This is a genomic window from Nocardia sp. NPDC057272 (genome assembly GCF_042668615.1).
In the GTDB taxonomy this organism is placed as follows: Bacteria; Actinomycetota; Actinomycetes; order Mycobacteriales; family Mycobacteriaceae; genus Nocardia.
Map to the genome: position 1 here is coordinate 201,000 of NZ_JBHUYK010000003.1, position 11,795 is coordinate 212,794.

12 protein-coding genes are annotated in these 11,795 nt (G+C 67.3%); 5 read left to right on the forward strand and 7 right to left on the reverse strand.

Annotated elements, in window-relative coordinates; all coding sequences use genetic code 11:
• Window positions 1–60: 60 nt before the first annotated feature.
• Genes ACFULV_RS06210 through ACFULV_RS06220 form a run of 3 tightly spaced genes read right to left on the reverse strand, consistent with a single transcriptional unit; the run spans window position 61 to window position 3,602 of the window.
• Complete coding sequence (locus ACFULV_RS06210; RefSeq protein ID WP_378653664.1) at window positions 61–807, reverse strand: succinate dehydrogenase/fumarate reductase iron-sulfur subunit; 747 nt, start codon at window positions 805–807, stop codon at window positions 61–63.
• 2 nt (window positions 808–809) lie between these two features.
• The gene (locus ACFULV_RS06215; RefSeq protein WP_378653667.1) at window positions 810–2,732 is read right to left on the reverse strand and encodes a fumarate reductase/succinate dehydrogenase flavoprotein subunit; all 1,923 of its coding nucleotides are present in this window, start codon (window positions 2,730–2,732) and stop codon (window positions 810–812) included.
• Window positions 2,733–2,762: 30 nt separating this feature from the next.
• A complete protein-coding gene (locus tag ACFULV_RS06220) occupies window positions 2,763–3,602 on the reverse strand; it encodes a hypothetical protein (protein WP_378634809.1) in 840 nt (279 codons plus the stop codon).
• 247 nt (window positions 3,603–3,849) lie between these two features.
• Between ACFULV_RS06220 and ACFULV_RS06225 the strand changes: the two genes are divergently transcribed.
• Window positions 3,850–5,028 (forward strand): acetyl-CoA acetyltransferase, encoded by a 1,179-nt coding sequence (locus tag ACFULV_RS06225; protein WP_378653670.1) that lies wholly within the window; start codon window positions 3,850–3,852, stop codon window positions 5,026–5,028.
• An 89-nt stretch (window positions 5,029–5,117) separates the two neighbouring features.
• On the opposite strand, the gene ACFULV_RS06230 is transcribed toward ACFULV_RS06225, so the two are convergent.
• The 3 genes from ACFULV_RS06230 to ACFULV_RS06240 all read right to left on the reverse strand — a co-directional run bounded on the left by ACFULV_RS06230 (window position 5,118) and on the right by ACFULV_RS06240 (window position 7,995).
• Window positions 5,118–5,408, reverse strand: coding sequence for a hypothetical protein (locus tag ACFULV_RS06230; RefSeq protein WP_378653672.1), 291 nt, complete (start codon window positions 5,406–5,408; stop codon window positions 5,118–5,120).
• 191 nt (window positions 5,409–5,599) lie between these two features.
• Window positions 5,600–6,550 carry an alpha/beta fold hydrolase gene (locus tag ACFULV_RS06235; RefSeq protein WP_378653674.1) on the reverse strand — a complete coding sequence of 317 codons (951 nt, stop codon included), beginning with the start codon at window positions 6,548–6,550 and terminating at the stop codon, window positions 5,600–5,602.
• Between the two features lie 263 nt (window positions 6,551–6,813).
• Window positions 6,814–7,995, reverse strand: coding sequence for an AAA family ATPase (locus ACFULV_RS06240; RefSeq protein WP_378634816.1), 1,182 nt, complete (start codon window positions 7,993–7,995; stop codon window positions 6,814–6,816).
• A gap of 108 nt (window positions 7,996–8,103) precedes the next feature.
• Here ACFULV_RS06240 and ACFULV_RS06245 point away from each other — a divergent pair, with 108 nt between their 5' ends.
• The 4 genes from ACFULV_RS06245 (at window position 8,104) to ACFULV_RS06260 (ending at window position 10,698) form a co-directional block, all read left to right on the forward strand.
• Entirely contained in the window at window positions 8,104–8,376 is a 273-nt protein-coding gene (locus ACFULV_RS06245) for a hypothetical protein (RefSeq protein ID WP_378634819.1), read from the forward strand.
• Window positions 8,377–8,705: 329 nt separating this feature from the next.
• On the forward strand, window positions 8,706–9,275 hold the full coding sequence (locus tag ACFULV_RS06250) for a C40 family peptidase (RefSeq protein WP_378654004.1): 570 nt from the start codon (window positions 8,706–8,708) through the stop codon (window positions 9,273–9,275).
• Between the two features lie 3 nt (window positions 9,276–9,278).
• The gene (locus ACFULV_RS06255; RefSeq protein ID WP_378634821.1) at window positions 9,279–9,665 is read left to right on the forward strand and encodes an RNA-binding S4 domain-containing protein; all 387 of its coding nucleotides are present in this window, start codon (window positions 9,279–9,281) and stop codon (window positions 9,663–9,665) included.
• Window positions 9,666–9,756: 91 nt separating this feature from the next.
• On the forward strand, window positions 9,757–10,698 hold the full coding sequence (locus tag ACFULV_RS06260) for an MBL fold metallo-hydrolase (RefSeq protein ID WP_378653677.1): 942 nt from the start codon (window positions 9,757–9,759) through the stop codon (window positions 10,696–10,698).
• Between the two features lie 15 nt (window positions 10,699–10,713).
• Here the strand turns inward: ACFULV_RS06260 and ACFULV_RS06265 are convergent, their stop codons facing one another.
• Complete coding sequence (locus ACFULV_RS06265; RefSeq protein WP_378653680.1) at window positions 10,714–11,640, reverse strand: NAD-dependent epimerase/dehydratase family protein; 927 nt, start codon at window positions 11,638–11,640, stop codon at window positions 10,714–10,716.
• Window positions 11,641–11,795: the final 155 nt, after the last annotated feature.

Here is an 11,795-nt window from a genome sequence, read left to right on the forward strand (position 1 = left end):
TCGCTGTCTTGTAGGCAGCCGTCGCTGCGGGGTTTCGCACCCCGCAGCGACAACAGTTTCCTACCGCCGGAACAATTTATTGCCGAGCCAGACAATCGGGTCATATCGCCGATCCACCACCCGTTCTTTCAACGGAATCAACGCGTTGTCGGTGATCTTGATGTGCTCGGGGCACACATCGGTGCAGCACTTGGTGATATTGCAATAGCCCAAACCTGCTTCCTCCTGGGCCATTTCGCGTCGGTCACGGGTGTCGAGCGGGTGCATCTCCAACTCTGCGATACGCATCAGATAGCGCGGACCCGCGAAGGAAGTCTTGTTCTCCTCGTGATCACGCACCACATGGCAGGTGTCCTGACACAGGAAGCACTCGATGCACTTGCGGAACTCCTGTGAACGCTCGACGTCGACCTGCTTCATTCGGTACTCGCCCGGAGCGAGACCCGGCGGCGGCGCGAAAGACGGTATCTCCCTGGCCTTCTCGTAGTTGAACGAGACGTCGGTGACCAGATCCTTGATGATCGGGAACGTCCGCATCGGGGTGACGGTGATGACCTCGTCCGGGGTGAACGTCGACATCCGCGTCATACACAGCAGGCGCGGGCGCCCGTTCACCTCCGCCGAACACGAACCACACTTGCCCGCTTTGCAATTCCAGCGCACAGCGAGATCGGGGGTCTGGGTGGCCTGGAGCCGGTGGATGATGTCGAGCACCACTTCGCCCTCGTTCACCGCCACCGTGTAGTCCTCGAGGCTCCCGCCGTCGATGTCGCCGCGCCAGACCCGGAACCGGGCGTCGTATCCCATGGTTACGCCTTTCCCTCGGCTGCCGGGTGCGCAGCCAATTCTTGCTCGGTGTAGTACTTTTCGAGCTCGCTCAGTTCGAACAGGGCGAGTAGGTCATCACGCATCGGCGTCTGATCGGCCGGGGTGACGGTGACGGCGGGGATCTGCGCGTCCGAAGCCGGATCGACGGCGCAGACCAGCAGTGTGTTGCGCCAGTCCGGGTTCATGCCGGGATGATCGTCGCGGGTGTGGCCGCCGCGGCTCTCGGTACGCAACAGCGCTGCCCGCGCGACACATTCGCTCACGATCAGCATGTTGGCCAGGTCCAGCGCCAGGTGCCAGCCGGGGTTGAACGGTCGCTTGCCCTCCACCGCCACATTGGCGTAGCGGGCACGCAGCTCGGCGAGTTTGTCGATCGCCGCACGGACCTCGTGTTCCTTGCGGATGATGCCGACCAGGTCGTTCATCGTCTGCTGGAGTTCGGCGTGCAGGGTGTACGGGTTCTCTCCGAGGCCGTCCGCGCGCGAATCGAACGGTGCCAACGCGGTTTTCGCGGCTTCTTCGATATCGGTTTCGGAGGGGGTCGGTTTGTCGGTGAGCTGCTGCACGTAGGCCGACGCGCCGAGCCCGGCCCGGCGACCGAACACCAGCAGATCCGACAGCGAGTTGCCGCCGAGCCGGTTCGAGCCGTGCATGCCACCGGAACACTCACCGGCAGCGAACAATCCGGGCACGACCGCCGCACCGGAATCGGGGTCCACCTCGATCCCGCCCATCACGTAGTGGCAGGTGGGGCCGACTTCCATCGGCTCGGCCGTGATGTCGACATCGGCCAGTTCCTTGAACTGATGGTGCATCGAGGGCAGCCTGCGCACGATCTCGTCGGCCGGCATGCGGGAGGCGATGTCGAGATACACGCCGCCGTGCTCGGTGCCGCGGCCCGCCTTCACCTCCTCGTTGATCGCCCGCGCGACCTCGTCGCGGGGGAGTAGATCGGGAGTGCGGCGCGCGGAATCGTTGTCGCGCAACCACTGATCGGCTTCTTCCTCGGTTTCCGCGTACTGGCCCTTGAAGACCGGCGGGATGTAGTCGAACATGAACCGCTTGCCGTCGGAGTTCTTCAGCACGCCGCCGTCGCCGCGCACGCCCTCGGTGACGAGGATGCCCTTCACGCTCGGTGGCCAGACCATGCCCGTGGGGTGGAACTGGAGGAACTCCATATTGATCAGCGTCGCGCCGGAGCGCAGCGCCAGCGCGTGGCCGTCGCCGGTGTACTCCCAGGAGTTCGATGTCACCGTGTAGGACTTGCCGATTCCGCCGGTGGCCAGCACGATGGCCGGTGCCTTGAACAGCACGAAGCGGCCGGATTCGCGCCAGTAGCCGAACGCGCCCGCGACAGCGCCCGCGTCGGTGAGCAATTCGGTGATCGTGCACTCGGCGAAGACCTTGATCCTGGCCTCGTAGTCGCCCGTCGCCGCGTAGTCCTCCTGCTGCAACGAGACGATCTTCTGCTGCATCGTGCGGATCAGCTCGAGGCCGGTCCGGTCGCCGACATGGGCGAGGCGCGGGTAGGTGTGGCCACCGAAGTTGCGCTGGCTGATCCGGCCGTCGGGCGTCCGATCGAACAGCGCGCCATAGGTTTCCAGTTCCCACACCCGGTCGGCGGCCTCCTGGGCATGCAGTTCGGCCATGCGCCAGTTGTTGAGGAACTTGCCGCCGCGCATGGTGTCCTTGAAGTGCGTCTGCCAGTTGTCCTTCTCGTTGGCATTGCCCATCGAGGCCGCGCAGCCGCCCTCGGCCATCACGGTATGCGCCTTGCCGAACAGCGACTTACACACCACCGCCACCGAAAGCCCTTGTTCGCGTGCCTCGATCACGGCTCGCAGACCCGCGCCGCCCGCACCGATCACCACGACGTCGTAGTCGTGCCGTTCCACGTCTGGCATTGAAATTCAAGCTCCTCGCGTTGTCGCAGCTCAGTTGACGAACCGCAGGTCCGAAATGGTGTGGCTCGCAACCAACATCACGTAGAAGTCGGTGAGCACGAGGGTGCCGAGGGTGGTCCAGGCCAGCGCCATGTGGCGGGTGTTGAGCTTGGAGATCTGGGTCCAGTACCAGTACCGCACCGGATGGGCGGAGAAGTTCTTGAGCCGCCCGCCCGCGATGTGCCTGCACGAATGACACGACAGGGTGTAGGCCCACAGCAGGATCACGTTCACCAGCAGCACGATGTTGCCGAGGCCGAAGCCGAAACCGCCACTGCTGCCGTGGAACGCGGTGATCGCGTCGTAGGTGTTGACCAGCGAGACCACCAGCGCCACGTAGAAGAAGTAGCGGTGCGCGTTCTGGATGATCAACGGCAGCCGCGACTCTCCGGTGTAGCGCGCGTGCGGTTCGGCCACCGCGCAGGCCGGGGGCGAGAACCACACCGAGCGGTAGTAGGCCTTGCGGTAGTAGTAGCAGGTCAGCCGGAAGCCGAGCAGGAACGGCAGCACCACGAAACCCAGTGGAATCCACATCGGCAGCTCGGGGAACGGGGTACCGAAGTGCGCCGATCCCGGTGCGCACGAGTCGCTCAGGCACGGCGAGTAGAACGGCGTCAGATAGTGGAACTCGGGGACCCAGTAGGCCGTCCGCACAAAGGATCTGATCGTCGCGTAGATGACGAACGCGGCGAGCCCGAGCGCGGTGAACAGCGGTGGTAGCCACCAGCGATCGGTGCGGAGGGTGCGCGCGGAAATGCGGGCACGCGTTCTGCTGAAGACGCCGGTGCCCGCGGAGTGTGACGCGGGGGAGGCGGTCGGTGCGGCACTCACGGTGGATGCCTCGCTGATCCTCGGGTCTGCGGCAGTGATCATTACCCACCGCGATGGATTGTGATGTGGAGCACCATACGCCTGTGTTCGCGCCGCTCGCGGTGGGTCTCACCCACTCGGTTGTCACACATGCCGGTGATCTCGATCACAGCCGTGACGTCCGTGACGACCCGTCATGCCCGTGCAACAAACCTGTGGTGCCCTGTGACAGGTATTCCCCGCACCGGGGAGAGGAGCGTGACGCGTAATGAGAAGAGCCGCGATCGTGGCACCCGTCCGCACGCCCAGTGGCGTCGAGGGTGGCGCGCTGTCGGGTATGCCCGCCGAGTGGCTGGCGACCACGGTGTTGTCCGCCGTGATCGAACGCTCGGGCATCGACCCGCTACGCATCGACGATGTGGCCATGGCCTGTATCGACGGCGGCCTCTCCGACGTACCCGCGGTGGGCTCGCTCGCCGCGCGCGGTGCCGGATTACCTTTCGCAGTACCCGGTTTCGTGACCGACAAACACGGCGGCAGCGGCCTGCAGGCGGTGATCACCGCGGCGATGATGGTGCAGACCGGCGCCGCCGACGCGGTGGTCGCGGGCGGGGTGGAATGCGCGGCGACACCGGCCGGGCTGCCCGGCGGGACCGCGGGATTGCACAATGCCGAGCGGTTGGCGCATTACTACGGGATCGACCGCGGTGCCGCCGACGAGTTCGCCGTGGCCAGTCATCGCAAGGCTGCCCGCGCCTGGCGGCAGGGTGCGTTCGCGGCCGAGGTCGTCGGGGTGGCCGCCGGTTACGGCGATCACCAGATCACCCGGGACGAGGGTGTGCGCGACGACCTGTCGACCCACACGCTGGCCGGTTTGCGCCCGCTGCTGCGCGAGGGCGTGGTGACGGTCGGGAACATGAGTTCGCATCGGCTCGGGGCGTCGGCGTGCCTGGTCGTGGCCGAGGATCGGCTCGGCGAGCTCGGGCTGACGCCGATGGCGTTTCTCGCGGGCTGGGCCGCGGCCGGGTGTGACAACGCGGGGCCGGGACTCGGGGCGGCGCCGGCGGTGTCGAAGCTGCTCGGGCGTACCGGCTGCTCGCTGGACGAGATCGATCTGCTCGAGATCAACGAGGGCTACGCGGTGGAGGTGCTCGCGCTGGCCACCGAGTGGGAACTCGACCCACTCGACCGGCTCAACGTGAACGGCTCCGACATCGCACTCGGGCACCCGGTCGGCGCCACGGGCCTGCGAATCATGACCACGATGCTGCACGAACTGGGCCGCACCGGCGGCCGCTACGGCGTGGAGGCCATCGCCCTCGGCCACGACCACGGCATCGCCGCCCTGTTCGAATCCGCCGAAATCGACGAACCGGCCGAAGTCCCCCGAGGCGCCCGCTTCCACGGCTCCCGAACCCGCAAACTGGGCCGACACCGAGCCGGGTAATCCCCCGTATGTCCCGCGCACCAGCGCTCCAAAAACACAGGTCGGCGCGACGACCCTGTTCGCAGGGCCGTCGCGCCGGTGATCAGGTCTTACTTTGTCCTGGGGCGCGAGTGGAACCCGAGGCCTTCGTCCTGGGCGCCCATCCATGCCGCTTCGTCGGACTTGCTGTCGGGGACGTAGATCGGCTCCGACCTGCGAGGGACGGTGAGTTCCGGCGGTGGTGCCTGCTCGAAGTCCTCGGCGTCGATGACGAGCCGCTCGAGGTCGTTCTCCAGACGACGGATGGTGGCCGCGTCGCCGTAGTTGGAGCGCAGTGCGCCTATCGATTGCCGGAGTTGGCCGACCGCGTAGCGCAGTTCCGCGATATCGCTGCGTGTCATCGTTACCTCCTGTGTATATGGCGGGCATACCGACTCGCCGGATCACGGGCACGCCCGAAAAGCCTCGGGCCGCACTGCACCGAGTTGTGTGACTCACCACACAACGTGATCTCCACCACAATAACGGATCTTTTCGGTTTACGCCCGACGTTGTCGGGGATCACAGGATTGCCATCCGATAACTGTTGCGTTCACCCGGCGACGGCGTAGCGCGTACGGGCGTCGATGCTCGCCCGTTCGACCAACGCGATGATCGACCGGGCGACCTCCTCCGCCCGATCGAGGATGACGCTGTGACCCGCGCCCTCGATCCGCACCAGTTCGGCGCCCGACAGCTGCGAGGCCAGCACCACCGAGTGCGCGAACGGCACCATGAGGTCGGCCGAGCCCGACAGTACGAGGGCGGGCAGATCGCCGAAGTGGGGCAGGGTGTGGGCCTCGTCGAAGTCGAGCAGCGAGCTCAGGAAGCCGGACATGGTCAGCAGCGCGGTCTCGTTGAGCACCGCCGTGGCGATGGCCGCGACGCGCGGATTCACCCGCCGGGTACCCGTGCTCGCCTCGCGGATCAGAGGTGCGAAGATCCAGCGGGACAAGCGCTTCGACGCCTGCATCACCCGCGGCGCGTGCACGACGGCGCGCTGCAGCGAGGCGACGGCGTGCCGGTTGAGCAGCCTGCCGAGGCCGGCCTCGGTGATGCCGCCCGCGGCGCCGGCGATCAGGCCGATCCCGGCGACCCGGTGACCGATGGCCGCCGGATAGAGGCGGGCGTAGGCGAGCACCACCATCGCGCCCATCGAATGACCGACGAGCACCAGGGGTCCGGTCGGGGCGACCGCGCGCAGCACCGCGTCGAGATCGGTGGCGAGCTGGTCGATCGTGTAGGTGGTGTGGTGGGCGTGCCCGGACTCGCCGTGGCCGCGGTGGTCGTAGAAGACCATGCGGGCGTCGGCGTCCCACTCCCGCAGCAGATGTTCGCGCAGGAACGACCAGGATTCGGTGTGCAGGCAGTGGCCGTGCACGAAAACCACGGTCAGGGCCGCGTCCGTGGCGCCGAAGCTGCGGACCGCGATCGGCACACCGTCATCGGCGACGACGGTGCAGCGACGGCCGTCGGTGTCGGTGATAGGGAAGGTCTTCGACATTGGAGCCTCCTCCGCCTCCGGCGGGACGCACCTTCTGCGGCGGGTCCTGCTGGTGTTTCGGAGAAGGTTTCCAGCGTGTTAGCCGGTCAACCCTCGCGTTATCCACCCGATGCGCAACCGATCCCGGGCGGGCTCATACCGTTACCCAGGAAAATCTTCGGATATCTAGTGGTTGAACTAGAAAAATGTAGATAGTCGTCGAGTAGTCGTTCGGCAGAGCTTTCTTCGACTCTCTAGGTGATTCCCTAGAAGCCCGAAGATTCTCATACGCTCCGGAGGTAGCGGCCGAAGTGGGGAACGGTGAAGCCGATGGTGCCGCGTTCGGCCGAGTAGATGAGGCCCTTCTTGATCAGGCCGTCGCGCGCGGGGGACACCGAGGCGGGTTTGCGGCCGAGCTCGGCGGCCACCGCCGACGTGGCGACCGGGGCGTCGTCGCCCGCGAGGTCGGCCATCGCGCGCATGTACTCGCGTTCGGCGGGGGTCGCGCGTTCGTAGCGGGAGCCGAAGAAGCCGACCGCGAGTTCCTCCTCGGCGGCCGGGGAGGCAACTGCGACGTCCTCGGCGGTGATCGGGCTCTCGGGTGCCTGATCCCAGGCTGCCTTGCCGTAGGCCTGCACGAAATACGGGTAGCCGTCGGCTCTTTGGTAGAGCGAATCGAGTGCGGTTTCGGTGAACTTCACGTCTTCGCGTTCGGCGGGCGCGATGAGCGCGAGGTCGGCCGATTCGCGGTCGAGGCGATCGATGCGGTGGTAGCTGAACAGTCGCTCCGAGTAGCTTTTCGAGGCCGAGAGCACCGCGGGGAGGTGGGGCAGGCCCGCGCCGACGACGATCAGCGGGGCGCCGTCCTGGCTCAGTTCGTGGCAGGCGCCGCAGATCGCGGACACGTCGGCGGGTCCGAGGTCTTGCATTTCGTCGATGAAGATGGCAATGCCGACGCCGATGTCGGAGGCAAGGGCCGCGGCCTCTTTGAACAGTTCGATCAGATCGATCTCGATATCGCCCGAGTCGGCGCGGCCGGTCACGGCGGGCACGTCGATGCCGGGCTGCCACCGTTCGCGCATGCCCTTGTCCGCGGTGGCGCGCAACGCGAAGGCTTTGAGAATGCCGAGGAAATCGTCGACCTGTTCGGCATTGCGGGCCGACATCGCGATCGCGCGCACCGCCATGTGCAGCGCCGAGGACAGCGGTCTGCGCAGATCCTGGTCGGGTCTGGCTTCGATCTTGCCGGTGCCCCAGCCGCGCGAGATGGCGGCCGAGCGGAGCTGGTTGAGCAGCACGGTCTTCCCGACTCCGCGCAGGCCGGTGAGCATCACGCTGCGTTCCGGCCGACCGCGGGCGATGCGCTCGAGCACGATGTCGAACGCCGCGAGTTGTTTGTCGCGCCCGGCCAATTCGGGCGGACGCTGGCCGGCGCCGGGTGCATACGGATTGCGCACGGGGTCCATGCCGGATAACCGTAGCGCGTGCGCACGGGAGAATCTCGGTAACTCTGGGCTGTGTCCTAGATACTGCTAGCGAACACGAGACTGTCCTTGGGTCCGAGATGGAGGGTGATGTCCGAGCAACCTGTGTCCGCCGCCGAAATGGTCGCCGCATGGCCGCTGCCGCCGGAAGCGCACCTGGCCGACGCGGTCCGGCGCAACCTGCTGGCGACGCTCGAGGCAACGCTGGAGGGGGGCTACGGCGAACTGCCGCCGGAGTCGCTCGCCCACTTGGCGCTCGGACCGATGATGATCATGCTGGGCAGGCTCGAGGTCGACCTGGCCGACGCCCGAACGCGCATCGACGAACTCGAGCGCGCCCTGCGCGAGCGGCGCACGGGGTAACGCGCCGCGCGGCGCGGACGATGAAATCGTTACTCGCGCCGACACGCCGGTGCCGTGGTCTCTGTTCTGGGCTTTTCCGGTCGCAGGAAAACAACTTGCGTGCTTCGCTGGACAGCGCTCATCACAGGCCGTAATCTTCTCGTGACTTAGTGGAGTCTGTCGGTTCGTCAGAGAAGCGGCGCCATTGGGTCACCGCCGAAAAGTCGTTGTCGCCAAGCGATTCGCGACCAGCGGCGGGAGAGTAGCAAGATCGGAGACTCGTCTCGGTGGGTAAACACAGCTTGCAGCGGGATTCTCGACTGCCGAATTCCGTCAAGGGTGCCCTCGTCATGGGCGCGGTGGCCGCTACAACCGGTGCGATGCCCGCGATTTCGCAGGCCGCCACGATCAACATTCCCGGTCTCGGTAACTTCGATCTGCCGCCAGAGCTCGAGCAGCCGGCGCAGCAGGTCGAGAAGCAGCTCCAGGCGATGGTCGCCCCGCAGGGCCAGGCCGCACCGCAGCTCCCGAGTGTCCAGTTCGACAACCCGTTCCAGCAGCAGCAGCAGCAGCAGACCGCGGGCAACATCGCCCTCGATGCCGCCCGTGGCAAGCTGGGTGCCCAGTACAACTGGGGTGCCGCAGGCCCGCAGAGCTTCGACTGCTCCGGCCTCGTGCAGTGGGCATACCGCCAGGCCGGTGTCGAACTGCCGCGCACCAGCTTCGAGCAGTCGCACGTCGGCGCTCCCGTCTCGTTCGACAACCTGCAGGCCGGTGACATCGTCATCACCAACGGTGGTGGCCACGTCGGTATCTACGCGGGCAACGGTCAGCTCCTCAACGCCGTGCAGTCGGGCACCCCGGTGTCCTACACCCACCTCAGCGCAGACGACGTCGTCACGGCTCGCCGTATCGTCTAAGGGGTGACCCCCCAGCACTCCGATACCCAGGCCCGCGTCGACGCGTGGACCTGGTCGGTGCGCCTGTTCAAAACACGCTCGGCCGCGGCAGAAGCCTGTCGCGCCGGGCATGTGCGCGTTAATGGGGTTACCGCGAAACCGGCGCTGACCGTCCGCCCCGGTGACGAGATCAGGATCCGCCACGCAGGGCTCGAACGCATCGTCGTGGTCGAGCGGATCATTCACAAGCGAGTCGGCCCGCCCGTCGCCGCCCAGTGCCTGATCGATCGCAGCCCCCCGCCGCCGCCGAAGGAAGTCCTCGCCACGCTGCCGCAGCGCGAGCGTGGTGCCGGGCGGCCTACGAAACGTGAACGGCGCGAAACGGATCGGCTCATGGGCCGCACCGACTAGGCGCTGGATGTAATCGGGCGTTAGCGATGAACAGCGGCGGCTCGACCGGGTCTGGTGGTCGCGGTGTGGGCGATCGCCTACGGTGGCACGTATGGGTGAGCGCACGACGATGTTATCGACTGTTCTCGCCTGCTGTATCGCCGTCGCCACCACGGGGCCGCGGCTGCTCTGGCCGCGCGGCGCCGATACCGCATTTCTCGACGAACTGGAGTGCGCTCCTGTTCCTCCCGCGCACAACACCGTCGCGCTGACCGCGCTCACGCAGGCGGAGCTGTCCGCGCCGACGACGATCGTCGCCGAGGGCGTGCGGACCCTGCGGTCGACGCCGCTGACCATGTCGACCTTCCTGATCCGCCACCCGGAAGCCACCTTCCTGGTCGACCCGGCGATCTGCGCGGGCGTGCACCAGCGGGTGCTGCCCGAGCTGCCCTTCCCGGTGCCGCTGCTGGTCGGGCCCGACAGCCCGGTGCGCGGACTGAGCGAGGTACTGGCCGCCCACAACCTCACCGGCAACGACATCGACTTTGTGCTGCCGACACATCTGCACTGGGACCACGTCGCCGGGCTGTACGAACTACCCGGCCTGGTCCCGATCCGGGTGCCCACCGTCGAATACAGCTGGGCCATGACCGGTGCGCACGCTCCGCTCGGCGTCGCCCGTGGGCCGCTGCGCGGTCGCGCGTTCGATCTCTACGAACTCGACGGCCCGCCGGTTCTGACCTTCGCCCGCAGCCACGACCTGTTCGGCGACGGATCCGTGCTGATCGTCGACCTGGCGGGGCACACCCCCGGCAGCGTCGGGATCCTGCTCGCGGTCGACGACGGCTCCCGCGTCCTGCTCGCGGGCGACGCGGTCTGGAGCACCCTGCAGATCGACCTCCTGCGCGAGAAAGCGCCGCTCCTCGGCGAACTCCTCGACACCGACCGCAACCGGGCGTTCGAGACCCTCCACCGCCTGCACGCGCTCCCCGCCGAGATCGAAGTGATCCCCGGTCACGACCGCGCCGCCGTCACCGCCCGCACCGCACCCTGATCGCCGACCGGAAGGTCAGTCCGCGAGACCGGCGGCGACATCGGCGTACCTCGGACGCCAACCCAGTTCATCGTGGGCGAGCTGGCTCGAGATCCGCATCGAGGTGTCGGACATGAGGGCGCCGATGTAGGGGACCGCCCACCGGATCATCCAGGCGGGCAGCCGGATCGGGCGTGGGGTCCGCTGAGCCCGGGAGACCTCCGTGAAGAACTCCCGCCAGGTGATCGGATGGTCGTCGGCGATGTTGTAGGCGCGACCGGGTGTGCCGCGCTCGAGTGCGGCCACGGTCGCGGCGGCCGCGTCGTCGACATGGACCCAGGTGTTGACCCCGCCGGAACCGAGCGGCCCGACCGGGCTGTGCTTGCGCATCATGTCCGCGAACAGGTCACTGAACGCGCCGGGACCGTAGAAGAGCCCGTACCGCAACGCGATCGCGTCGACACCGGGCGCGTCGAAGACCTGGCTCTCGCCGGCCACGCACGCGCGGACTACCTCGTCGGCCACCCCACCGTCGTACACCCCGAACTGATCGCGCTCGGTGATCAGCCGGTCGCCGTGGTCGTGGTACCCGTAGCCGAGGATCAGCGACTGGGTGACGAACCGGCCGGCGCCCACCACCGCCGCGGCGTCGAGCAGGTTGGCGGTGCCGACCGTGCGCAGCAGCCCCGTCGGATCGTCGGCCGGAATCCGGCGCTGCACCTTCGCATCGCGCAGGGCGGTGGCCTGATGGACGACGGCCTCGGCGCGCAGACCCTCGACGGCGCGCAACAGGCCGTCGCGGTCGAGCACATCGGCGGTGACCGGGGTGGCGCCGAGTTCGCGCACGAGCGGGTGCGCACCCGGATTTCGGACGAGCGCCCACACCGTATGACCGTTCGCGGCCAACGCGCGGATCAGAGGGCGGCCGATGGCGCCGGTGGCGCCCGCGAGCAGAACCTGCATGATCTTTCCTTCCGGCTGAGTGAGTGTTTCCCTGCTTCCTGGACGGGGTGACGCCAGTGTTTGTGACGGCCTGTGATCGGCTTCACGGCACGCGGGAACGGCCGTGCCGATTGGGTGATGTCACGGCGGGTCTGCGGCGTGTCGGTGTGTATCGT

Coding starts and splice junctions, on each gene's coding strand:
- ACFULV_RS06210 (WP_378653664.1), bottom strand. CDS start 807: ATGGGATACGACGCCCGGTTCCGGGTCTGGCGCGGCGACATCGACGGC.
- ACFULV_RS06215 (WP_378653667.1), bottom strand. CDS start 2,732: ATGCCAGACGTGGAACGGCACGACTACGACGTCGTGGTGATCGGTGCG.
- ACFULV_RS06225 (WP_378653670.1), top strand. CDS start 3,850: ATGAGAAGAGCCGCGATCGTGGCACCCGTCCGCACGCCCAGTGGCGTC.
- ACFULV_RS06230 (WP_378653672.1), bottom strand. CDS start 5,408: ATGACACGCAGCGATATCGCGGAACTGCGCTACGCGGTCGGCCAACTC.
- ACFULV_RS06235 (WP_378653674.1), bottom strand. CDS start 6,550: ATGTCGAAGACCTTCCCTATCACCGACACCGACGGCCGTCGCTGCACC.
- ACFULV_RS06240 (WP_378634816.1), bottom strand. CDS start 7,995: ATGGACCCCGTGCGCAATCCGTATGCACCCGGCGCCGGCCAGCGTCCG.
- ACFULV_RS06245 (WP_378634819.1), top strand. CDS start 8,104: ATGTCCGAGCAACCTGTGTCCGCCGCCGAAATGGTCGCCGCATGGCCG.
- ACFULV_RS06250 (WP_378654004.1), top strand. CDS start 8,706: ATGGGCGCGGTGGCCGCTACAACCGGTGCGATGCCCGCGATTTCGCAG.
- ACFULV_RS06260 (WP_378653677.1), top strand. CDS start 9,757: ATGGGTGAGCGCACGACGATGTTATCGACTGTTCTCGCCTGCTGTATC.
- ACFULV_RS06265 (WP_378653680.1), bottom strand. CDS start 11,640: ATGCAGGTTCTGCTCGCGGGCGCCACCGGCGCCATCGGCCGCCCTCTG.